At 66.6% G+C, this 22909-nt stretch carries 18 protein-coding genes; 8 read left to right on the top strand and 10 right to left on the bottom strand.

The window, feature by feature from the left end; translation table 11 throughout:
• Positions 1 to 22 precede the first annotated feature (22 nt).
• Positions 23 to 688: a hypothetical protein gene (locus WKW82_RS07190; RefSeq protein ID WP_340341586.1), complete on the top strand. Its 666-nt coding sequence runs from the start codon at positions 23 to 25 to the stop codon at positions 686 to 688.
• 203 nt (positions 689 to 891) lie between these two features.
• Here the strand turns inward: WKW82_RS07190 and WKW82_RS07185 are convergent, their stop codons facing one another.
• Both WKW82_RS07185 and WKW82_RS07180 read right to left on the bottom strand, forming a co-directional pair.
• Positions 892 to 1737, bottom strand: coding sequence for a segregation and condensation protein A (locus tag WKW82_RS07185; protein ID WP_340341585.1), 846 nt, complete (start codon positions 1735 to 1737; stop codon positions 892 to 894).
• A gap of 62 nt (positions 1738 to 1799) precedes the next feature.
• A complete protein-coding gene (locus tag WKW82_RS07180; RefSeq protein WP_340341584.1) occupies positions 1800 to 2006 on the bottom strand; it encodes a DUF3460 family protein in 207 nt (68 codons plus the stop codon).
• Between the two features lie 89 nt (positions 2007 to 2095).
• Between WKW82_RS07180 and WKW82_RS07175 the strand changes: the two genes are divergently transcribed.
• Complete coding sequence (locus WKW82_RS07175) at positions 2096 to 2569, top strand: outer membrane protein assembly factor BamE (RefSeq protein WP_340341975.1); 474 nt, start codon at positions 2096 to 2098, stop codon at positions 2567 to 2569.
• 313 nt (positions 2570 to 2882) lie between these two features.
• On the opposite strand, the gene WKW82_RS07170 is transcribed toward WKW82_RS07175, so the two are convergent.
• From WKW82_RS07170 to metG, 3 genes are all read right to left on the bottom strand, one after another.
• Positions 2883 to 4580 (bottom strand): SulP family inorganic anion transporter, encoded by a 1698-nt coding sequence (locus WKW82_RS07170; protein ID WP_340341583.1) that lies wholly within the window; start codon positions 4578 to 4580, stop codon positions 2883 to 2885.
• Between the two features lie 85 nt (positions 4581 to 4665).
• Positions 4666 to 4881: a hypothetical protein gene (locus WKW82_RS07165; protein WP_340341582.1), complete on the bottom strand. Its 216-nt coding sequence runs from the start codon at positions 4879 to 4881 to the stop codon at positions 4666 to 4668.
• Between the two features lie 16 nt (positions 4882 to 4897).
• A complete protein-coding gene (gene metG, locus WKW82_RS07160) occupies positions 4898 to 7036 on the bottom strand; it encodes a methionine--tRNA ligase (RefSeq protein ID WP_340341581.1) in 2139 nt (712 codons plus the stop codon).
• 170 nt (positions 7037 to 7206) lie between these two features.
• Between metG and WKW82_RS07155 the strand changes: the two genes are divergently transcribed.
• The 4 genes from WKW82_RS07155 to WKW82_RS07140 are packed head-to-tail and all read left to right on the top strand — an operon-like array spanning position 7207 to position 9896.
• Positions 7207 to 7767 (top strand): hypothetical protein, encoded by a 561-nt coding sequence (locus WKW82_RS07155; protein WP_340341580.1) that lies wholly within the window; start codon positions 7207 to 7209, stop codon positions 7765 to 7767.
• Positions 7764 to 8798, top strand: a complete 1035-nt coding sequence (locus tag WKW82_RS07150) for an isocitrate/isopropylmalate dehydrogenase family protein (RefSeq protein WP_340341579.1) — start codon at positions 7764 to 7766, stop codon at positions 8796 to 8798. The genes WKW82_RS07155 and WKW82_RS07150 overlap by 4 nt, the downstream gene beginning before the upstream one ends.
• Positions 8799 to 8805: 7 nt before the next feature.
• The gene (locus tag WKW82_RS07145) at positions 8806 to 9480 is read left to right on the top strand and encodes a YceH family protein (protein ID WP_340341578.1); all 675 of its coding nucleotides are present in this window, start codon (positions 8806 to 8808) and stop codon (positions 9478 to 9480) included.
• Positions 9477 to 9896: a nuclear transport factor 2 family protein gene (locus WKW82_RS07140; protein ID WP_340341577.1), complete on the top strand. Its 420-nt coding sequence runs from the start codon at positions 9477 to 9479 to the stop codon at positions 9894 to 9896. Before WKW82_RS07145 ends, WKW82_RS07140 begins: the two co-directional genes overlap by 4 nt.
• A gap of 10 nt (positions 9897 to 9906) precedes the next feature.
• Here WKW82_RS07140 and WKW82_RS07135 read toward each other — a convergent pair whose 3' ends face one another.
• Positions 9907 to 11397: an extracellular catalytic domain type 2 short-chain-length polyhydroxyalkanoate depolymerase gene (locus tag WKW82_RS07135; protein WP_340341576.1), complete on the bottom strand. Its 1491-nt coding sequence runs from the start codon at positions 11395 to 11397 to the stop codon at positions 9907 to 9909.
• Between the two features lie 146 nt (positions 11398 to 11543).
• Here WKW82_RS07135 and WKW82_RS07130 point away from each other — a divergent pair, with 146 nt between their 5' ends.
• Positions 11544 to 11972: a hypothetical protein gene (locus tag WKW82_RS07130; protein ID WP_340341575.1), complete on the top strand. Its 429-nt coding sequence runs from the start codon at positions 11544 to 11546 to the stop codon at positions 11970 to 11972.
• 12 nt (positions 11973 to 11984) lie between these two features.
• On the opposite strand, the gene WKW82_RS07125 is transcribed toward WKW82_RS07130, so the two are convergent.
• The 3 genes from WKW82_RS07125 to WKW82_RS07115 all read right to left on the bottom strand — a co-directional run bounded on the left by WKW82_RS07125 (position 11985) and on the right by WKW82_RS07115 (position 13762).
• On the bottom strand, positions 11985 to 12782 hold the full coding sequence (locus WKW82_RS07125; RefSeq protein WP_340341574.1) for an SDR family NAD(P)-dependent oxidoreductase: 798 nt from the start codon (positions 12780 to 12782) through the stop codon (positions 11985 to 11987).
• Between the two features lie 19 nt (positions 12783 to 12801).
• Complete coding sequence (locus tag WKW82_RS07120; RefSeq protein WP_340341573.1) at positions 12802 to 13221, bottom strand: VOC family protein; 420 nt, start codon at positions 13219 to 13221, stop codon at positions 12802 to 12804.
• Between the two features lie 142 nt (positions 13222 to 13363).
• Positions 13364 to 13762, bottom strand: a complete 399-nt coding sequence (locus WKW82_RS07115) for a VOC family protein (RefSeq protein WP_340341572.1) — start codon at positions 13760 to 13762, stop codon at positions 13364 to 13366.
• Positions 13763 to 13851: 89 nt separating this feature from the next.
• Here WKW82_RS07115 and WKW82_RS07110 point away from each other — a divergent pair, with 89 nt between their 5' ends.
• Positions 13852 to 14505, top strand: coding sequence for a TetR/AcrR family transcriptional regulator (locus WKW82_RS07110; RefSeq protein ID WP_340341571.1), 654 nt, complete (start codon positions 13852 to 13854; stop codon positions 14503 to 14505).
• Positions 14506 to 14649: 144 nt separating this feature from the next.
• Here the strand turns inward: WKW82_RS07110 and WKW82_RS07105 are convergent, their stop codons facing one another.
• A complete protein-coding gene (locus WKW82_RS07105) occupies positions 14650 to 22872 on the bottom strand; it encodes a glycoside hydrolase family 94 protein (RefSeq protein ID WP_340341570.1) in 8223 nt (2740 codons plus the stop codon).
• Between the last annotated feature and the right edge of the window lie 37 nt (positions 22873 to 22909).

Here is a 22909-nt window from a genome sequence, read left to right as displayed (position 1 = left end):
CTTATTCCCTAAGGAGACCACAATGGCTCGTCGGCACACACTTTCGCTCGTACTTTCTCTGGCTGCCGTTGCGGCGCTCGCGGGTTGCGGCTCCGGGGGGCCGATGGCCTCGTCGGGCACAAAGCCCATGACGTTCTTCCTCACCAGCGTCAATCCCGGCCAGGGTGCCAACTTCGGCGGCCTGGCGGGCGCCGACAAGTATTGCCAGGATCTGGCTGCGAAGGCGGGGGCGGGTGGCCGCACCTGGCGCGCTTACCTGAGCACCACCGGCAGTGGCGGTGTGAATGCGCGCGATCGCATCGGCAAGGGCCCCTGGTACAACGCCAAGGGCGTGATGGTGGCGGCCAATCTCGACGAACTGCATGGCGCCAACATGCTGAACAAGCAATCGGTCCTGACTGAAACCGGGCAGACGATCATGGGTCGCGGCGACGCCACCAACATGCACGACATCCTGACCGGCTCGTCGCCCGATGGCCGTGCCATGCCGGGCGACAAGGACACCACCTGCGGCAACTGGACAAAGAGCGGCGACGGATCGGCCATCGTCGGCCACCACGACCGCACCGGACTGGATGAATCGGCGGCGGCCAAGTCGTGGAACTCGTCGCACGGCACGCAGGGTTGCGGCATGGATGCGCTCAAGAAGACGGGCGGCGCGGGGTTGATGTACTGCTTCGCGCAGTAAAGATCGAGGGCGCCCTGGTTCGATCCGGGGTGGGCAATGTCTGTTCGTGGGCACCCGCGGAACCGGCTTTGCCGGGCCGCTGGGTGCGCCCCCTTGAGGGGCTGAGGGCCGCGGCTCCAAGCCTGCCCGCGCAGGCTTGGACGGCCCGCAAGAGCAGCCGCCTCTGGCGGCCGCCCGGGCGCCGACGGCGCTTCGGGGGTGGGTCAAGGTCCCGAGTAGGCCAGCCGCACGTAGATCGGGGCAAAGGCCTCGGCCTGTGTGATCTCGATCAGCGTTTCCTTGCCCAGTTCGAGCATGGCGATGAAGGTCACGATCAGCACCGGCACGCCACGGTCGACGTCGAACAGGTTCTCGAATTCGATGAACTGGCGTCCTTGCAGTTTGCGCAGCACGATGCTCATGTGCTCGCGCACGCTGAGTTCCTCGCGCGAGATCTTGTGGTGCTGCACCAGCTTGGCGCGCTTGAGGATGTCGGTCCAGGCATCACGCAGATCAACCACGTTCACGTCGGGGAAGCGCGGCTTGAGCGACTGCTCGATGTAGACCTGACCCTTCCAGAAGTCGCGGCCCTGCTGCGGCAGGGCGCTGATGGCGGCGGCCTGCATCTTGGTCTGCTCGTATTCGAGCAGGCGACGCACCAGTTCGGCACGCGGGTCTTCAGCCTCTTCGCCCTCGGGTGTCTTGCGCGGCGGCAGCAGCATGCGTGACTTGATCTCGATCAGCATGGCCGCCATCAGCAGGTATTCGGCCGCAAGCTCCAGGTTGGTGCGGCGCACCTCCTCGACATAGGTCAGGTACTGGCGAGTGAGGCCAGCCATCGGGATGTCGAGGATGTTGAAGTTCTGCTTGCGGATCAGATAGAGCAGCAGGTCGAGCGGACCCTCGAAGGCCTCGAGGAAGACCTGCAACGCCTCGGGCGGAATGTAGAGGTCGTTCGGCAGGGCGAACAGCGGCTCGCCATAGAGGCGTGCGAGCGCGACCTGGTCGACCACCTCAGGCATGCTGGCGACCAGCGTGGCGCCCTCGTCGTCGGCGATCTCGCTGTTCATGGATGGCGTCTGGAAGCGACAGCGCGCCGCACGGGCATGGCGGCGCCACGGGCCGGATCGGCTTACTTGACCTGCGTCTGGTAGACGTAGGGTTGCTGGGGTACTTCGCCTTCGGCGTATTCGTCCTGCAGGCTGCGGTCGATGTGCTTGTCCCACAGGAGGGCGCGTCCGGCGCGCTGCTCTGCCTCGAGGTTGGGCTTTTGCCGCTTCAACTCATCGATGAAGTTGGTGACGTCGGAGCGGTAGTGGGGGCGATTGAAGATGGACATAGACTGGGCCTTTGGACGCGAATTTTACCGGGGACGGCATGGCACAGGTGACTCAACGCATTTTCTTCAAGGGCGGGCGGGCGCGCCTGATGGCCGTTGCGCTGGGCGCGTTGCTCGCGCTGGTGGCCTGCGACAACAAGAACATCAGTGAGTTGGAGGAGGGCGTCGCCACCGAATCCGATGTGCGCGCGAGGTTCGGTCAGCCGGAAAACATCTGGGACGGCCCGGCCGGTGGCCGCATCTTCGAATACAACCGCCAGCCCGCCGGCCAGAAGAACTACATGATCACCATCGGTACCGACGGCAAGATGAGCGCGCTGCGCCAGGTGCTGACGCCGGAGAACTTCGCCAAGGTGCAGGCGGGCATGTCGATGGAGAACCTGCGCAAGATGCTCGGCAAGCCGGCGAAGGTGACACCGTATCCGCTGAAGAACGAATACGAGTGGGAATGGCGATGGATGCAGCCACCGAACTCGCCGATGGTGTTCACGGCGGTGCTCAACAGCGACCAGCGTGTGGTGCGCAGCGGGTCTTCAAGCGATCGGGGTGTGGAGAAGCAGTAGGTCTCGACGGGGAATGCGGAATCGGGATCGGACAGCCGTACGCAGAGGACGCGAAGGTTCCGCGAAGGTCGCGAAAGGAATGCCAAAGAAATTTTGAAATGGTTCATCGGTCATTGCCCACCGGGGGTTGACATTGCCCATTGCCCATTGCCCATTGCCCATTGCCCATTGCCCATTGCCCATCGCTCGTTGCTCGTTGCTCGTTGGCGCTCGCGGCTCGCCGCCCCTGTGGCCACCAGCCCTTCTCTTTTGCTTTTGTCTTCTTTCGCGTCTTCGCGGAACCTTCGCACCCTCTGCGTCCGGAAGTGCGGATTCAACGGCCTTCATCCACTGGTGTGGCCCGCAGCGGCTCGACCCGCGCCGCTGCCAGTTCCGCGGCAAAGCCCGAGCGCTCGAACTCTTCGCGCGGTTGCGGTTGCAGCGATTCGATGCGCAGCAAGCCGTCGCGCGAGAGCACGGCCTTGTGCAGCTGGCGCAAGGCGTCGAGACCGGTGGCATCGATGGAGATGAGGTGTGTTGCGTCCAGCACCACGGTCATGCCGCGGGGCGTGCGCTCCACCGAACTGATGGTTTCATCGAGCCGAGCCGCGGCGCCGAAGAACAGCGCGCCGTAGAGCCTGTAGGTGATGACCGGGGGCTGCATCGAGACCAGTTCGACCGAGAACAGCGCGTTCATGCGCCGGATGAACAGCGCGCAGGCCAGCACCACGCCGGCCTGCACGGCCACCGTGAGGTCGAACACGACCGTGAGGAAGAAAGTGCCGAGCATCAGCAGGCGGTAGTGGCGGCTGAAATGGCGCAGGCGGTAGGGCGTGAACTCGCGCCATTCGCCCATGTTCCAGGCCACGAACAGCAGGATGCCGGCCAGCACTGACAGCGGCACATGCACGGCCAGTGGCGCGAGCAGCAGCACCACGGCCAGCAGCGTGAGGGCATGCACGATGCCTGCAATGGGTGAGCTGGCGCCGGAGCGCACGTTGGTCACGGTGCGCGCGATGGTGCCGGTGGCCGGCATGCCGCCGAAGAAAGGCGCGACGACGTTGGCGATGCCTTGCGCCATCAGTTCCTGGTTGGGATCGTGGCGCGGCTGGCTGCTGATCTGGTCGGCCACGCGCGCGCACAGCAGTGACTCGATGGCGCCCAGCAAGGCGATGGTCAGGGTCGGCGTGACGAGCTGCTTGACGGTCTCCCAGCTGAAGGCGGGCAACTCGAAAGCCGGTAGTCCTTGCGGAATGCCGCCGAAGCGCGTGCCGATGGTCTCGACCGGAAATTCGAATGCCCACGCGGCCAGAGTCAGCGTGACGAGCGCGACGATGGGGCCTGGCATGCGCGCGCCCAACTGGACGGCGCGCGCTTCGAGCACGCGGCCGAACACCCGGTGCACGCGCTGGCTCAGCTTCGATTCACCGCGCAACAGCAGAGGCCAGGCGAACAGGCCGACGAGGCACACGATGCCAAGCCCCAGGGCATGAGGGTTGACCGTGTGGGCATGCTCGGCCAAGGTCTTCAACTGCGAGAACATGTCCGCCGGCATCTTGTCGATGCGCAAGCCGAACCAGTCCCGCAGTTGCGAGATCAGGATCAACATGGCGATGCCGTTGGTGAAGCCGACCACGATCGACACCGGCACGTAGCGCACCAGCGTGCCGAGCTTGAACAGTCCGAGCAGGAACAGCAGCACGCCCGCGCAGGCGGTGGCGATCAGCAGGTTTGCGAGCCCGTAGCGCTCGAGGATGCCGTAGACGATGACGATGAACGCGCCGGCCGGCCCGCCGATCTGTACCGCCGAGCCACCGAGCAAGGAGATGAGGAAGCCCGCGATGATGGCGGTCCAGAGGCCGGCTTCGGGCTTGAGGCCGGAGGCGATGGCGAAGGCCATGGCGAGTGGCAAGGCCACGATGCCGACGGTTGCGCCGGCGCCGATGTCCTTGAGAAAGCGCTCCCGGTTGTAGTCCGCGAGCGCGTCGAACAGCCGCGGTCTGAAGCGGGCGATCGGTGGGCGGGAGGACATGCGCCTATTGTGTGCGCGAGCCTCGCTGTCGCCGAGGCAAAAGCACTTGGCATACGGCCGAGTGCGCTTTTTTCCAGCGTCCGGACTACTTGCTGTCCGGCAACACGGCATCGGCCGCGGCGCCGATGACCTTGCCACCGATCCTGGCGGTTCCGATGGCCGCATCGGCGGCGAGACCGACGGCGCCAGCACCCACGCTGACCGCAGTGCTGGCGACGGTGACGACGGCGCAGCCGCCCTGCAGGCAAATGAGTACCGCGGACAGGGCCGCGATGAGAAAGCGTTGGGCTTGACGCGTCATGGCCGGATTCTGAACTTCAACGCACGCGCATGCCAGGGGTCGCGCCGGGCCATGGTTCGAGCACGTGGATGCCGGGGTTGGCCTTCTCGTCGGCATGGCTGGCGGCCAGCACCATGCCTTCGCTGATACCGAACTTCATCTTCCGCGGCGCGAGGTTGGCGACCAGCACGGTGAGCTTGCCGACCAGTTGCTCGGGCTCGTAGGCCGAGGCGATGCCGCTGAAGACGTTGCGGGTCTGCGGCTCGCCGGCATCCAGCGTCAGGCGCAGCAGCTTGGTCGAGCCATCGACCTTTTCGCAGGCCAGGATCTTCGCTATGCGCAGGTCGATCTTGGCGAAGTCGAGGATGTCGATGCTGGGGGCAAGGGCTTCGCCGCCGGGCGCGTTCGGGTCGCTGGCGGGGGCGGCTGCTGCCTTCGCTGCCTTTTTGGCGGGCGCGGCTGCGGGTGCTGCTGCAGCAGGCTCGTCGGACTCGAACAGCTTGTCCAGCAAGGCGGGATCGACGCGCTGCATCAGGTGCTTGTAGTCGTTGATGGCGTGGCCGGCGCCGAGCGCGTTCATGGCATCAGGCCATTGCAGCGACTCGATCTTCAGGAAAGCCTCGACGCTCGCAGCCAGCGCGGGCAGCACCGGCTTGAGGTACAGCGCGAGCAGGCGGAAGGCCTCGATGCAGACCGTGCAGACGTCATGCAGCCGCGCTTCCATGTCCGGCTTCTTCGCCAGCTCCCAAGGCTTGTTGGCATCGACGTATTCGTTCACGCGATCGGCCAGCGCCATCGTGTCGCGCAGGGCGCGGGCGTAGTCGCGGCCGTCGTAGAGCGCGCGAATGTTGTCGGCTTCGGCGCGCAGCGTGGCCAGCAGCGCTTCGCCATCGGCCGTCACCGTGCCCAGCTTGCCGCCGAAGCGCTTGCCGATGAAGCCGGCGCTGCGGCTCGCGATGTTGATGAACTTGCCGACCAGGTCGCTGTTGACGCGCGCGACGAAGTCATCGGGGTTGAAGTCGATGTCCTCGTTGCGGCCGCTGAGCTTGGCGGCGATGTAGTAGCGCAGGTGCTCGGGGTTCAGGCCCACCGAGAGGTAGCGCAGCGGGTCGATGCCGGTGCCGCGGCTCTTGCTCATCTTCTCGCCGCTCACGGTGAGGTGGCCGTGCACGAAGATGTGGTCGGGCGCCTTGCGGCCGCTGAAATGCAGCATCGCCGGCCAGAATAGCGTGTGGAAGGTGATGATGTCCTTGCCGATGAAATGGACCTGCTCCAGGTCCGGGTCGGCCATGTATTCGGTGTAGCTGATGCCGTCGCCGTCCAACTCGACGCAGCGCGCGTCGAGCAGGTTCTTGAGCGAGGCGAGGTAGCCGACGGGCGCGTCGAGCCAGACGTAGAAGTACTTGCCGGGCGCATCGGGAATCTCGATGCCGAAGTAGGGCGCGTCGCGGCTGATGTCCCAGTCGCCGAGGCCGCCCTTGCCTTCGTCGTCCTTGTAGAGCCATTCGCGGATCTTGTTCTGCACCTCGGGCTGCACGTGGCCGGGCGCGGCGGTCCATTCCTTCAGGTAGGCCTCGCAGCGCGGGTCGGACAGCTTGAAGAAGAAGTGCTCGGAGCTGCGCAGTTCGGGCTTGGCGCCGGAGAGGGCCGAGTAGGGCTCGATGAGTTCGGTCGGTGCGTAGACGGCGCCGCAGACTTCGCAGTTGTCGCCGTACTGGTCCTTCGCGTGGCAGTTGGGGCACTCGCCCTTGATGAAGCGGTCCGCGAGGAACATCTTCTTCTCGGGGTCGTAGAACTGCTCGACGCTCTTGCTGGTGATGAGGCCGGACTTGTCGCGCAGGTCGCGGTAGATCTGCTGGGCGAGTTCGTGGTTCTCGGGCGCGTCGGTCGAGTGCCAGTTGTCGAAGGCGATGTGAAAGCCATCGAGGTACTGCTTGCGGCCAGCCGCGATGGTGGCGACGAACTGCTGCGGCGTGACGCCGGCCTTGTCGGCCGCGATGGTGATGGCCGCGCCATGGGCGTCGTCGGCGCAGACGAAGTTGACCTCGGCACCGTTCATCCGCTGGAACCGCACCCAGATGTCGGCCTGGATGTACTCCATCATGTGGCCGATGTGGAACTTGCCGTTGGCGTAGGGCAGGGCGGTGGTGACGAAGAGCTTGCGCGGGGCGGACATCGGGGAGCGCTTTCTGGGGAGTGGAGGAGCCGCGTGGCCGCGTGGACGGGCGGCGTCGGCGAAGGGGGCATTTTAAATGGCGAGTGCACGGGTAGTTCGAACACGGCGCGACGGCTCCGCATCGCTGGCGCGTAAAGTGCCCGCCTTACCTCTTACAGGAAACCGCCAGCATGACTTCTCCGGCCGCCGCTTCGCCCCCCATTTCACGAAGTCGATGGAGTACCTGGCGCAAGTTTAGGACCCTGACCGTCGTGGTGTTGTTGGCGGGTTCTGCGCTGCTCAATGTTCTTACCTTAGTCAGCGAGAGCGTCCATGCTGCTGCCTTTGGTGCCGTGAAAGCAGTTACCAGCCTGGTTGTTGGCGAGGCCAGGGCCACGCAGGTGCTTGGCGAAACCGCCATGGGGAAGTTCACCTTGGCAAATGTCAAGCGAGCGGACGCGGTGAAGACTGTCACCAGTCGGGTAGGGCGACGATTGCTCATGAATTCGGTCCGGAATGTCACGTCCGTCGCCGCAGAGGTCGTTCCCTTTGCAGGTGCGGCGATAGTCGTCGCGGTGACCGCTTGGGACGTCTACGACAACTGCCAGACTCTCAAGGACCTGAATGAGCTCAATGTCGTCTTCGGCCATGAGAGCCGAGAGGAAAAGACGATCGGCGGCATAAAGGTGCCCCAGTGCGGCGGCGGTCCGCCACCCGAAATGAACAAACAAGGAATAGAGTCAAAGCCATGACCATCACTCCCATTCCCGCAACCCTCATCCCCGGCGACGGGATCGGCCCCGAGATCGTTGACGCCACGCTGGCGGCGCTCGATGCACTGAAGGCCCCCTTCGTCTGGGACCGCCAGATCGCCGGCCTCGGCGGCGTGCAGACCTCGGGCGATCCGCTGCCCAAGGCCACGCTGGACAGCATCCGCCAAACGCGCCTTGCGCTGAAGGGGCCGCTGGAGACGCCATCGGGCGGCGGCTATCGCTCGTCGAACGTGCGGCTGCGCGAGGAGTTCGAGCTCTATGCCAACCTGCGGCCGGCGCTCACCATCGTCCCGGGCGGTCGCTTCGACAAGATCGACCTGGTCGTGGTGCGCGAGAACCTGGAAGGCCTCTACATCGGCCATGAACACTACGTGCCGATCGATGGCGACCCGCATGCCGTGGCCATGGCGACCGGCATCAACACGCGCCAGGGCAGCCGGCGCCTGCTCGAATACGCCTTTGAAACCGCTGTCGCGACCGGCCGCAACAAGGTCACGATCGTGCACAAGGCCAACATCATGAAGGCGCTGACCGGCATCTTCCTGGAGACCGGGCTCGACCTCTACGAGAAGAAGTACAAGGGCCAGTTCGAGCTCGACACGGTGATCATCGACGCCTGCGCGATGAAGCTGGTGCTGAACCCCTGGCAGTTCGACATGCTGGTGACGACCAACCTGTTCGGCGACATCCTGTCGGACCTGGTGGCAGGGCTGGTGGGTGGTCTTGGCATGGCGCCGGGCGCGAACATCGGCGCGAACGCAGCGATCTTCGAAGCGGTGCACGGCTCGGCGCCGGACATCGCGGGCAAGGGCATCGCGAATCCGACGGCGTTGTTGCTTGCGGCTGCGTTGATGCTCGACCATGTCAAGCTGCCCGACCTGGCGACGCGCCTGCGCAAGGCGATCGACGACACGCTCAACATCGACAAGGTGCGCACCGGCGACCTCGGCGGCAGCGCCGGCACGGCCGAGTTCACGAAGGCGCTGGTGAGCCGCATTACGGGGGGTTGAAGCCGCCATGTCGACCACCTTGCCCGTTCTTTCGCTGATCGAAACCCGCGTGCTCGGCGTGCTGGCCGAGAAGCAACGTACCGTGCCCGACAGCTATCCGCTGACCGTCAATGCGGTGGTCTCCGGCTGCAACCAGAAGACCAGTCGCAATCCGGTGCTGGAGGTGACCGACACCCAGGCGCAGGCGGCGCTCGACAGCCTCAAGGGCTACAGCCTGGTCTCGGAATCCAGCGGCGGTCGCGCCTTCCGCTATGCCCACAACGCGGACCGCGTGCTGCGGGTGCCGTCGCAGTCGATCGCGCTGCTGACGGTGCTGATGCTGCGCGGACCGCAGACGCCGGGTGAGTTGCGCATCGCCTGCGACCGGATGCACAACTTCGCCGACATCTCGTCGGTCGAGGCCTTCCTGGACGAACTGGCTGAACGACCGGCCGGAGCGCTGGTGGTCAAATTGGCGCGCCTGCCCGGGTCGCGAGAGAACCGCTGGGCGCATCTGCTGAGCGGTCCGCCGTCGGAAGAAGCGGCGGGCGCTGAGCCTGCGATTGCGGAGGCTTCGCTTGGCGAGGTGGCCGCGCTCAAGGCCAACGTCGCCCGGCTGGAATCGGAACTGGCCGACCTCAAGGCGTTGGTGGCACGCGTCTGCAATGAACTTGGAATCGAAGGAACATCGTCATCATCATGAGCAACAACACGAGCGGTATCGGCACTGAAGTCCTGGCCACGTGGCACCAACTGGTGCGTGAGCGCAATTCCAAGGGCCTGGAAGCCTTGCTGGCCAACGATGCGGTCTTTCATTCGCCGGTGGTGCACACGCCGCAGGTGGGCAAGGCGGTGACGCAGCAGTACCTGACGGCTGCCTTCCATGTGTTTTTCAACCCGAGCTTTCGCTACCTGCGCGAGACGGTGGCGTCCGACCATGCGGTGCTGGAATTCCAGGTCGAGATGGACGGCATCACCGTGAACGGCGTCGACATGATCACCTGGAACGACGTGGGTCAGATCGTCGAGTTCAAGGTCATGCTGCGCCCGCTCAAGGCCATCAACCTGATTCACCAGAAGATGGGGGCGATGCTGCAGGCGGGGCGCCAGCAGCAGTGAGTGATCGCGGCTACGGGCAACTGCCGACCACGTAGTAGCCCGGGCCAGTCTGCTTCAGCGTCGTCGTGAAGAAGATGTTCCACAGGCCCATGTATTGGTTGGAGCCGTTGGCATAGGCGAGCCACATGGCGACGTAAGCACGGCCGGCGCTGACGTGGGCGTAGTTCGACGAGGTGAAGCACACGGCGGTACTTCCGCCGGTCGTGCTGCCGGTGACTGGCGCCGACGGCGTGCCTTCCAGCCCGCTTCCGTCCAGGGCCGCAACGGTCCATGAATAGGACGTTCCTTGTGCAAGGCCGGTGTCGGTGAAAGTCGTCGTGGCGACGGGTGATGCGTTCGCCTTGCTGCCATTTCGATAGACGTTGTAGCTGCTGGCGCCAGCCACCGCGCTCCAGCTGATGGTCATGCTGCTCGACGTCGCCGCTGACAACGTGACGCCGGTCGGTGCGGGCAGCGTGCCCGGTCCCGCGCTGCCCGACGCGAGCTGGTCGACCATCGCCCTGATGGCGGCTTGCTGCGTGCCGGCGCGCTGGGCGAAGTTGCTGCCGTACCAGCCGATCCAGTCCCAGCACCCGTTCCCGTTGGGCAGTGATCCGCTGGCCGACGTGGCGCGTTGCGTGCTGTCGACGCGGGTCTGCGGGAACAGCACGACGATGCGGTTGGTGTCGGCCCAGCGGGTGTAGCCGGTGTTCTTGATGAACTTGTCGCCGATCGTGGCGTAGTTCTGCTGGCAGCCGTGCAAGGCCACATGCACCCGGCAGGCGGTGGCGCCATCTGCGCAGGCCGAGGGCACGTAGACCCATCCGGTCGGCGCCATGCCGGGATTGCTGGTGAATGCGGTCTGGTCGAACTCGATGTAGTTCGCCGCGGCCGGCGTGTTGTTGCGCGCAGCGAGCGGGCCGTAGAGACGGGTCAGCACCGCCTTGGCCCCGTCGTAGCCGCAATTGCTGATGTAGGGCGATGAGGCCGAGTTGCAGCTGTTGTTGCCGGTGCCGTCAAAATCGGTCGGAAAGGTGTGCGCCGTGCTGGCGCGCTTGACGTACTCGAGGTTGCCCGCGGGCACGCCGTTGGCCGTGTACTGCGTCTGCACGGCGTTCATCGGGTTCGGGCCGACGGTGCTGTCGCTGTTGCCGACGAACATGTAGATCTTCTGCTGCGCCACATTGGCCTTGTCATCGATGGCCGTGCTGCTCCAGTTGTTGATGTCGGCCTGCATCGTGTTCAGCATCTGGGTGCTGATCGACGCGTTGTACATGCAGGCCGTGTAGTTGCTGTGACCCCCGCACATGTAGGGCCCACCAGCAAAGACGCCGACGCCGCGGAAGGTGGCCGAGTAGGCATAGCCAAGCTGGTTGGCCATGAAACCGCCGGCCGACAGCCCTGACACGGTCGTCTGGCTGGCGTCGATGTTCAATCGGGGCAGCGCGACTGCGGCGTGTACCGCAAGACCGGGGAGCAGCATCGCCGTGACGGCGGCGAGAACGACGATTCGCTTGCGCATCGAGTGGTCTCCTTGGGGCACGGTGCAGGGTGCACGGAACGCGGGGCTGGGGGCGTGCAGTGTAGCGAGAGGGTGAGGCTGTTCAAAGCGCGGCGCTTCGACGAACATGCGCGCTCCCCGTGTGCCGACTTCGCAGGAGCGAGCCCATGACCACCCATGCCATCCCCTTCGGTAACTGGAATCCCACGGACGCCTGGCGCCAATGGCTTCAGCTGGCGCCGAATTCGCTGGTCCAGCCGATATTGCCGGTGACGTTCAATATCAACAGCAACAACTCCACCGCGCCGCAGACCGAGGCCAATGTGGTCGCAGTGCACAGCTATGGTCGCCAGATCGGGCGCATCTCGGATGCGCTGCGCGCCGTGATCCTCACGGAGCATCCCGAGCCGCCTGCGACCGGGCCGTTCGCCGAATTCCTGGCGATGTGGGATGAGATCGAGCAGGTGAAGGCGGACAGCGCGACCGCGAGGCTCGAGCAGATCGCGTCGGACCTCGCGTTGCTGAAAAAGAAGGACAGAGCGGAGTACGGCCGGCTGCGCCAGGCTTTGGGTCAAGCGCTGAAGCGGACGGAGTAAGCGGCCTGCGCTTCAGTCCAGTACCGCGCCGCAGCTCAGGTTGGCCACGGTGCCGGTCATCGCGGCGGCATGGTCCGAGGCCAGGAACACCGCCGTCTGCGCGATCTGCTGCAAAGTGGGAAGCCTCTTCAGCGGCGTACCTTCCGCCGCGCCGGCGAGCATTTGCGCGACCGTGACGCCGCCGGCCTCGGCCATCGGCCGGAACACCTCCTGTGAATGCGAGCCCTGCGCCGATGCCTCTGGCGTGGCATGCGGTCGCAGGCACAGCACGCGGATGCCTTCCGGCCCGAGTTCGGCGGCGAGCACGCGCGTGAACACTTCCACCGCGGCGCAGGTCATGCAATAGCCGACGATCCCCGGCGCGGCCATGCGCGAACCCGGCGTGGACATCGTGAGGATCACGCCCGAGCGTTCCTTCACCATCTGCGCCGCGATCGATTTGGCGGTGATGAAGTTGCAGCGCGCATAGCTGTCGATGGGATGCATGTAGTCGGCCAGCGCGAGTTGCAGCACCGGCGTGCCCTGCACGTGCGCGAAGCCCACCGCATTGAGCGCGATATCGATGCGGCCCGCTTCGGCGACCACCGAGGCGGTGTGAGTCTCAACGGCTTCGGTGTCCAGCGCATCGACGACGGCCGTGGACGCGGCGCCGCCCATTGCGCGGATCTCCGTCGCGACGGCATCGAGCTTTGCCGCCGTGCGGCCGGCCAGGTAGACACGCGCACCCTCGCGCGCAAACGCGCGGGCCACCGCGCCACCCATGGCGCCGCCACCGCCGTGAATCACGGCCACCTTGTTCGCGAGCAGCATGGTGCTGTCCTGCGTTCGATCAGCTTTCGGTGATCACCATCCACGGCATGCCGAAGCGGTCGGCGACCATGCCGAAGGAAGAGGCGAAGAAGGTCTTGCCCAGCGGCATCTGCACTGTGCCGCCCTTGGACAGTGCGTCGAAGATGCGCTTTGTCTCGGAGTCGTCCTTGGTGCTGATCGACTGGCAGAAGCCCTTGAACTCCGGCTTGCCGTTCGCGTAGCCGTCCGAGGCCATCAGCAGTGATTCACCGATGGTGAACTCGGCATGCATGATGTTGTTCTCGTTGCCCGCTCCACAGCCGGGGGCGCCGGCTTGCGCTGGTTCAGGGTTGTCCTTGAAGCGCATCACCATGCCGAGCTTCGCGCCGAGGGCGGAGCGGTAGAACTCGAGCGCCTCTTCACAGCGGCCGTCGAAGAAGAGATAGGGCTGGACTTTCATGATGTTTCTCCTTGTGAACGATTCATAGGGGTTACTCGGGTACGACAAGACCCTTCGGGAGCACCCGCGGAACCGGCTTCGCCGGGCCGCTGGGTGCGCCCCCTCGAAGGGGGAGGCGCCGCAGGCGCATCGGGGGTGGGCTTCATGCTGCGGACATGTCCATCCACGCAAGCTCCCAGAGATGGCCGTCCAGGTCCTGGAAGCCATGCTGGTACATGAAACCGTGGTCGTTGGCCTTGTTGGGCGTGGTGCCGCCAGCGGCCACGGCCTTGGCGACCATCTCGTCGACTTCGCCGCGGCTCTCGCACGACAGGCACACCAGCACCTCGGTGCTCTTGTGCGCATCGCTGATCGGCTTGGGCGTGAAGGTCTTGAAGAAGGGCTCGACCAGCAGCATCACGAAGGCCTCTTCGCTGACGATCATGCAGGTCGCGTTCTTGTCGGTGAACTGGGGGTTGAACTTGAAGCCGAGGGCGGTGAAGAAGGCCACCGACTTGTCGAGGTCCTTGACGGGGAGGTTGACGAAGATCTTGGTGCTCATGCAGTTCCTTTCGGAGGAAATAGGATGGTTTGTGTACGCCGTCCACAAAAGATAGCAGACATAATGGACAGCGTCCACATTGGAAACAAATGCGCACACAACCGCCGCCACAGCCACCCGCCCGCAGCAGCTACCGGCATGGGGATTTGCGGCGTGCGTTGCTGGAAGCGGGCATCGAGCTGGCGCGTGGCGGCGGGCCCGAGGCCGTGGTGCTGCGCGAGGCGACGCGCCGGGCGGGCGTCGTACCCAACGCGGCCTACAGACACTTTGCGAGCCGGCTCGATCTGCTGCGGGAAGTTCGGGCTGCGGCGCTGTCGGCTGTGGCTGCGGCCATGGAGAAGGAACTGGCGGCGGTGCCGGCCAAAGGCAAGGCGGGTGATGTCGCACGCGCCGGCTTGCGCGCTGTCGGCACCGGCTACCTGCGCTTCGCGCGCGCGGAGACGGGACTGTTTCGCACCGCGTTTTTTGCCGAGCCTGAAGTCCTGGGGGCGTTGGCGGCCGGACCGGCCGCTGCAGGGCCGGGCGGGTTGGATCCGTTCCAGTTGCTCGGCGCTGCCTTAAACCGCATGGTCGCCGCGCGAGTGTTGCCCACGGCGCGGCGGCCAGGTGCCGAATTCCTGGCGTGGGCCGCGGTTCACGGCCTTGCGTTGCTCACGATCGATGGGCCCTTGCGTGGCGCGCCGGACAGCGTCGTCGAGCCATTGGGGCAAAGGTTGCTGGACATGGTCGAGGCGGGGATCTAGATCGCCGTCAGGGAGGGCCTGAACCCGCCACATGGCGCGTCGGGCGCGGTGCAATCGGGTGCAAAGCACTTTCAACTCGGCGGCGAACGTGATCGAAGGCAGAAGTTTCAGGCTCCATGCTGCTTTTCCAACGGGTGAGCGCGGTCAACTGCTTTTTCCAGGGTCACTTCGCATCACCCGCAGAACGGCGGTCGCGGGCAATGCATGCCAGTCGAGCCACGCGCCGGCCTCTAGTGGGAGGTCGGCCGCATCCGAGCCCGCGCTGTCACCGTAGCGCAGCGTGAGTTCGCGCCCGTCAAGGCGCAGCACGATCTCGAAGCCCGGCCAGTGCGCAGGCACACGCGGCGTCATGCGCAACTGCCGGCCGCGCAACTCGAGTCCGAGTAGTGTCTCGACCGCAGCGCGATGCATCCACGCCGCCGACCCGGTGTACCAACTCCAACCCCCACGCCCGACATAGGGCGTTGTGCCGTAGGTGTCGCCGGGCATCACATAGGGCTCGATCTCGTACACCGCACCGCGCTCGGGATGCCTGGCCCGATGCGCAGGGCTCAGGCCCTCGAAGCTGCGCCACGCAGCCTCGTGGTCGCCCTGCAGCGCCTGTGCCATCAGGGCCCACACGGCGCCGTGCGAATACTGCCCGCCGTTCTCGCGCACGCCCGGGGGATAGGCCTGGATGTAGCCGGGGCTGTTGACCGAGTGTTCGAAGGGCGGCGTCAACAGGTGCAGCAAGCCGGCCTTCTCGTCGAAGAGGTGCTGCTTCAGCGCTGCCATCGCCTTGTCGGTATAGGCCGGCGTGGAGGCGCCGGACAACACCGACCACGCCTGCGCGATCAGGTCGATGCGGCATTCGCTGTTGGCCGACGAGCCGAGCGGCGCGCCGTTGTCGAAGAAGGCGCGCCGGAACCATGCGCCATCCCAGCCGGCATCGTGCAGTGCGCCGATCCACCCGTCGCGCGCCGCACGCCATTTCGACGCACGCTCATGGTCCCCGCGGGCATCGGCCAGGGGCGCGTAGCGTTCGACCACCGCGCACAGGAACCAGGCGAGCCACACCGATTCACCCTTGCCTTCGCTGCCCACGCGGTTCATGCCGTCGTTCCAGTCGCCAGTGCCCATCAGCGGCAGTCCGTGCGCTCCTTTCGTAAGGCTGCGGTCGATGGCGCGCGCGCCGTGCTCGTAGACCGTGGCGGACAGGTTGCTGGTCTGCGGCACGTAGTAGGCGTCCTCGGCACCAGGCGGAATCGGTGCGCCTTCGATGAACGGCACTTGCTGGTCGAGCAGACTGATGTCGGCAGTGACCTCGACATGGTGCGCGAGGGCGAAGGGCAGCCACAGGAGGTCGTCGGAAAAATGCGTGCGCACGCCGGCGCCGCCCGGCATGTGCCACCAGTGCTGCACGTCGCCTTCGGGGAACTGGCGTGCGGCGTTGGTGAGGATCTGGTTGCGCAGGCGCGCGGGGTCGATGGCGGCGAAGGCCATCGCGTCCTGCAGTTGATCGCGAAAGCCGAAGGCGCCGCCAGCCTGGTAGAAGCCGGCGCGTGACCACAGCCGGCATGCGAGCGTCTGGTAGAGCAGCCAGCGGTTGACCAGCACGTCGAACAGCGGATCGGGCGTGCGCACCTGGACGCGGCCCAGCAACTCGTCCCAGAAACCCCGCGCTTGCGCCAGGGCGGCGGGCACGTCGCGTTGCTGCCATTGCGTGGCGAGCTGTGCGGCGGCCGTCGCATCGGCCGCGTAGCCCAGCGCGAAAGTGAAGCGCATCGTCTGCCCTGGTGCCAGCGTGAAGTCGCCGCCGATGGCCGCGCAGGCATCCAGACCACTGCCCGCGCGCCGACCGAATGCGCTCGGAATCTCGACCCCGCCACGACCGAAGAACTCGTTGCGGTCGCAGGTCCAGTGCGCCGCGTCCTGCAAACCCGCGAGCAGCAGGAAGGCCGTGCCGCCACCAAAGCCGGTGCTCGATTCGCGCTGCTGCCCGAACACGGCCGGCACACCGTCGGGCTTCCAGCAGTGCACCGTGCGCCGCGCGCCGCGCGCAGGGCCGAGTTGCCATTCGACCATCGCGAGGGCACGCAGCCTGCGTGGTCGCGTCCCCTCATGCCGGACCTCGACATGCACGAGCTTCACGCTGTCGTCGCGGTCGGCGAAGAAGGTGGTCGCCAGCACCAGGTCGCGATGCGTGCACTCGAACACGGTATAGCCCTGCCCGTGCCGCACGCGATGCACCGCGTCGCCATCGGCGCTTCGCACCGCAGGGGTGAGCGGAATCAATTCGCGCGAGTCCAGGTCCTGCAACAGGTAGTGCTCGAAGGCGGGGTCCTGCACCGGGTCGTTCGACCAGGGTGTGAGCTGGTGCATCTGGCTGTTGACGGCCCATGTGTAGCCCGCGCCCGCCTCCGAGATCTGGAAGCCGAAACCGGCATTCGCGATGACGTTGATCCAGGGGCGCGCGGGCCGGTGCTGCGCGTCCACTTCGAAGCGGAATTCGCCGCTGGTTCCTTCGAAGTCGCCGACGGGCGCCCGTGGGGCCTCGGCCGAAGTGCCAGAGCTTCGACGGGGCGCGCGCAAGGGCACGCTGGCCGTCGCCATGGCTACGCCTGAAGACGGCGAGATCGGCACGATCGGCACGGGCTCGCGCAGCGCAGCCACCTGCAGCTCCAAGGTCCGTCCATCGGCGGTGAACACCACGCGCGCCAGGCTCGACAAGGCCGCCTTCTCCGACGTTGCCACATCCTCGTCGCGCAACAGATAGAAGCCGGCCGAGTCGTTGCGCGGAAAGCTGTTCTGCGTCTGGTGGCTGATGCGGTCACGCAGCGCCTCGATCTCGCGCTGCAGCGGCATCTGGTATGAGGCGGCCTCCGCATTGAGTACGACGAGGTCGCAGGCCACGCCGCCAAAGCCCCACCAGGGCTGCGCGCGCAGCAGCGTGTTGATCAGGCCCATGCCGATGCTGGAATGAATGTGGACCAGCACGATCGGCTTGTCGCCCGAGATGCCGAAGCGCCAGATCTGCCGCAGGTCGAAGAGGCCGCGGTCGCTCATGAGCCGCGGCGTGGTGTAGGTGAGGATGGTGGTCAGGTCCTGCAGCGCGAGGTTCTGCGCCGGCCCGATGTCGAGGTCGCGCAGCCGCACCTGCGCCAGCGTGGCGGCCATGCGGGCGGCGCGCTCCACCAGCGTGAACTGCAGGTAGCGGTCGATCACGGGAATCAAGGCGTCCGTGCTGTCGGCGGCCGCCGTCGCGAAGGTCACGCGCGCCGTCGCGCCGGGCTTGATCGACAGCCGCACGCGCAGGCAGGCGATCGGGTCGAGGCCGTTGATCGGCGCGCCCTCGGGCGTCGTCGGCTGCGCATCCAGGGCGGGCATCGACAAGCGGCCGTTGCGTCCGATGAAGGCGCGGCGGTCCGCCATGCATTCGACCGAGAGCATGTGCGCATCGACCGCCGCGACAAAGTGCGCCGCGGCCACGACAGGATCGCCTTGCAGCCGCGGCTTGCGCGTCATCAGCAGCGCGCGCCAGATCGGCTCCCAGCGGGTCTCGACGAAGAGGTTGGTGAACGCGGGATGCGCCTCGTCCGCCTTGGGCAGCGACAGCACCGGTTCGAAGCAGGAGATCAGCTCCAGCTCGCGGGTTTCGTCGCTGGTGTTGTGCAGCGTCACGGTACGCAGCTCGGTGTCGTCCTCGGGGCTGATCAACACGGTGGTGCGCGCCTGCAGGCCGGGGCCCTTGGCATCGAACTGCACCTGGTCGGCGAGGAAGCGCGTGCGGTAGCGCCAATCCGGGCCCGGCGCCGGCAAGGCCGTGAGCGAGGTGAGGCTTTCGGCATCGCGCACATAGAAGAAGGTGCCATACCCATCGCGCAACGGATCGTCGCGCCAGCGGCTCACGCTGAAGGCATGCCACCGGCTCACGCCCGCGCCGTTGGGCCGCAGCGCGACGGTGTAGCGGCCGTTGGAAAGCAGGTGCGTCGGCTGGAAGCCCGGCACCATCGGGTCGACGGTGCGTGGCTGGAACACCGGCGCGGACTCGCTGCTCGCAGGTTCGGGCGGCGTGCGTGGGTCGGCGCTGCCGATGACCTGGCGCGGCGTGCGCTCCTGCAGCAGCGCCGAGTAGGCCTCGGCCAATGCCGTCCCGCCGAACCAGCGTCGCGGCGCCTCGGCGCAGAGCAGGTTGCACAGCGCCACCAGGGACATGCCCTGGTGGTGGGCCATGTGGTTGCGCACCACGCTGAAGGCCTGGCCCTCGGCCTGGCGCGACACGGTGAAGTCGATGGCGTCGCAGAAGCCGAGTTCGCCTCGCGCGCCGAGCGACTCCAGCAAGCGGAGGTTGATCGCCGCATCGTGCGGCGCGAGTTGTGCGGCCATCAGGGTGGCATAGGGCGCGACGACCCGGTCCGTGAGCGGCGTGCGCCGCAATGCCAGCCGCGGCACGCCGAAGGGCGAGTACTGGTAGGCCAGCGAATGGTCCCGCGCGTAGTACGCGGACTCCGACACGCCCCACGGCAACTGCTGCGCCGCGCCAAAGGCCTGCTGCTCGCGAATGGCAGCGATGCTGGCCACTTGCAGCAAGCCGTCGTCGGGCTCCGGCATCACCAGGCCGGGCATGAGGTATTCGAACATCGAGCCGGACCACGACTTCAGTCCCGGCTGGATGCCGACGGTGACATACGGCCGCCCGAGCGCGCTCCAGTTGCGGCGCGGTATGTCGCCCTTGGCAATGGCGATGAAGCTCAGCAGCCGTGACTCGGACGCCAGCAGGTCGTAGTAGCTCGCATCGAGCACGTGCTCGTCCACCCGCAGGCCGATGTGGAACAGGTTGCGCTTGGCGTCGTACAGGCCGCTGAAATCCATCGCGTCGGCGAGCGCGTCGCAGCGCCGGGCGATGGACTCGAGTGCTGCGAAGGAAGAGTCACCGCCATCCAGCGCATGAACCCTGCAGGCCTGCGCCACGGCCATCAGGTGGCCCGCCATGTTGCCGCTGTCCACGCTCGACACATAGGCCGGCCGCAGCACCTCCAGCGAGCGCGTCTCGTACCAATTGAAGAGATGACCGTCGTGTTTGGGCAAGCGCTCCACGCTGTCGAGCGTGGCGCCGAGGCGCGCGGCCAATTCGGCGTTGTCGATCCAGCCGAACTCGCGTGCGCAGCAGGTGGAGAGCAGGTACACGCCGATGTTGGTCGGCGAGGTGCGGTGGGCGACGGTGACTTCGGGTTCGAGTTGCAGGTTGTCCGGCGGCAGGTGGTTGTCTTCGGCGCCGACCACCTGCTCGAAGAAGCGCCACGTGTCGCGCGCGACCGTCGCGAGGTAGTCGCGTTCGTCGGCGGGCAACTGGGCCTCCGGGCCTGCCTTCGAGGGCAGCCGGCTGCTCCACCAGGCCACCAGCGGCGCGCAGGACCACATCGCGAACAGCAGTGCGCCACTCCATGGATGCGGACTGTCCAGCGCCAGCAGGGCCAATGCGACGCAGGCGACGCTCGGCCATGCGCCGGCACGCAGGAAGGCCGCTGGCGAATGGCGCGCCTGCGCCTCGGCCTGCTCGGCCGTGGTCCATTCGAGCAGGTGGCGACGGCTCACCAGCAGGCGCCACGCGGCGCGCAGGCTCGCGTTCATCAGCAGCCAAGCCTGCGCCCACAGCTGGCTGAACTGCCAGGCCGCGCCCGCCAGCGCCCGCAGCAGGTCGCCAGATCCCACATCGAAGAAGTGGCGCATCTCAATGCGCCGCCGTGTCGGCACGAGCCCCGCCAACGCGCCCAGCAGCGGCCCCAGCACAAGCGCGGCTGCCACGGCGGCGAGCGCCAAGGCGATGGGCACGGCATCCGTGAAGAGGCCCAGTCCCAGCAGCGCAGCCGATGCTGGCAGCACCATCGCGCGGCGCAGGTTGTCGGTCATCTTCCAGAGGCCCAGACCATCGATGCCGAAGCGCTCGGCGCGGCCCATCAGAGGCAACAGTTGCCAGTCCCCGCGCGTCCAGCGGTGCATGCGCGAGGCGGCCACACCGGCATGCTGCGGATGGTCCTCCAGCAACACCACGTCGCTCAGCAAGGCGCAGCGTGCCACGGTGCCTTCGAGCAGGTCATGGCTCAGCACGGCGCCCTCAGGCATGCGGCCATCGAGCACGGCGTGCATCGCATGCACGTTGAGCAGGCCCTTGCCGGTGAAGGAGCCGGTGCCGAACAGGTCCTGGTAGATGTCGGAGGCGCCGCTGCTGTAGGGGTCGATGCCGCACGTGCCGGCAAACAGCCAGTGAAATAACGAACGCTTCGAGCGCGTCGGAAAAGGCGTCACGATGCGCGGCTGCAGGATGCCGTAGCCCGCCACCACGCGGCGTGTCCGGTCGTCGATCTGCGGCGCGTTCAGCGGATGCGCGGCCACCGCCACCAGCTCACGCAAGGTGCCGGGCGGCAGCGTGGTGTCCGCGTCGAGCGTGACCATGTAGGGAATGCGCGCCGCGAACAAGCTCCCGGCGCCATCGGGCAGGAAGTCGCTGGTCTCGCCGGTGACCAGCAGCCGCAGCACCATCTCCAGCTTGCCGCGCTTGCGCTCCCAGCCCATCCAGCGTTGCTCCGTCTCGCTCCAGACGCGCGGCCGCTGCAGCAACAGGAAGCGGGCCAGCCTTTCGGGCTTGCGGGGATAGCGCGCGTTGAGCGCCGCGATGCGGCGGCGCGCATCGTGCAGCAGCAGGGTGTCTTCGGGCAAACTCTCCGTGTCCGCATCGGCCCAGTCGCCGAGCAGTGCGAACTGGGCTTCGTCTTCCCGGTTCGCCAGCCAGTGCAGCTCCAGCTGGCGGACCAGGCGGGCGTTGCCTTCGACCGAAGTCAGCAGCGTCGGAATGACGACCAGCACCCGATGCGCTGCAGGGATCCCGCTGGAGAAATCAAGCCGGGGCAGGGGCTCGATGCGCGTCGACTCGGCCACGATGCGATGCACCAGCGCGACCACGCCTTCCGACATCGGCAGTGCCATCAGCAGCAGGCAGAGGCTTGTCAGCCATCCGCCATGGCCGACGATTGGCCAGCCGATGTGCTTGAGGTGATGCGCCACGGCGAGCATCAGCAGCACGGTGCTGCCGAGGATCGCGACCAGGTACAACGGCAGGCGCCACGAATGGAACGGCGGCTGCCAGTCCGTCGGCTCGGTGGACGGCTGCGCATCCCTGTTGCGCAGCGCTTCCAGCAATGCTTCGCGCCCCGGGCCGAGCAGGTGGAAGCCTGCCGTGCGCTCGGCCCGCGCGTGAAGGTCGATGGCCGGTTCATCCACGGTGCTGCCGGCGTACTCCATGCGCGCCCGCCGCACGACCATCTGCGCCACCCGCAGCTCCGACTTTCCGCTCTGGCGCGCCAACTGTTCCATGGCATGCGTGATCTGCTGGCGCGTGAGTTCGCTTTCGCGCGCGAAGCTCGGCAGCTCGCGCAGGGTGCGCAGCGAATGGCTCAGCGGTTCGATCAGTTCCGACCAGACGATCTGGCCGATCACGCGCAGCGTCGTGATGATGTTGCCCACCGTGATGTTGGCCGCCACAGCCTCGGTCTGCGCGTCGTTGATGAGCGCGGGGCCGTTCGGGCAATGTGCATCCGTCCAGCGCACCAGCGCAGGCGCCTTGTCGCCGCGTTCGACGGGCAGCCGCTGCCACAGTTGCAGCAGGTAGCTGTCGCTGAACGCCATGCGGCTTGCCAGCTCGCCCAGTTCATCGAGTTCCGCCATCGTCAGTTTGTCCGCGGCGTCCCAGGCCGCATGCGCCAGCTCGCGCGCCACCTTGTTGCGGGCAATGCGTTCGGCGACCCGGCGCAGGTTCTCCAGCAGCACCACGCGCAAGGTGGTCGGCAGGGCCCAGAGTTCACCGAGCGTGAGGTCGTCCACCTCCTGGTAGGCGTTGATGAAGGCGGTGAACAGTTCCGCGTTGAGCACGCTGTCGGTATGCGCCACGTAGGCCCAGGCGATGCCGTAGACACGCGGCAGTCCGGCCAGTGGTTGCGCCGCGAGCTTGGGCAGGTGCGCGTAGTAGCGGCGCGGCACGCCCTCGCGAATCTGCTGCAGCTGGTCTTCGATCAGGTGGAAGTTGTCGAGCAGCCATTCGGCAGCGGGCGACACATAGCGCCCGCTGCGCGAGGTCAGCGCGATGTAGTCGAAGGCCTCTCGCAGCGATGCGAGGTTTTCGTCGACGCGCGGAAAGAAAGGCGGGCTGCGCGACGGCACCGACGGGTCCGACACCACCTGTGCGCGCGCCAGGCTGCGCCCATGCACTTCGAAGCGCTGGATGCCGAACAGGTCGGATCGAATCGCGGGTTCGATGTGCTCGCGCGGGGCCCGCAGGTAGTGGCGAGCTTCCTCGCTCAGCGTGGGCAGCCGGTCGAGGATGTCGGCGGTCACGCCATCAGGCGACTGCGAGCGTCGCGATCACGATCCC

The sequence above is a fragment of the Variovorax rhizosphaerae genome (assembly GCF_037889975.1).
Taxonomy (GTDB): Bacteria; Pseudomonadota; Gammaproteobacteria; order Burkholderiales; family Burkholderiaceae_C; genus Variovorax; species Variovorax rhizosphaerae.
Note: the sequence above shows the minus strand (reverse complement) of the source record. Positions and strands in the feature narration are given on the sequence as shown.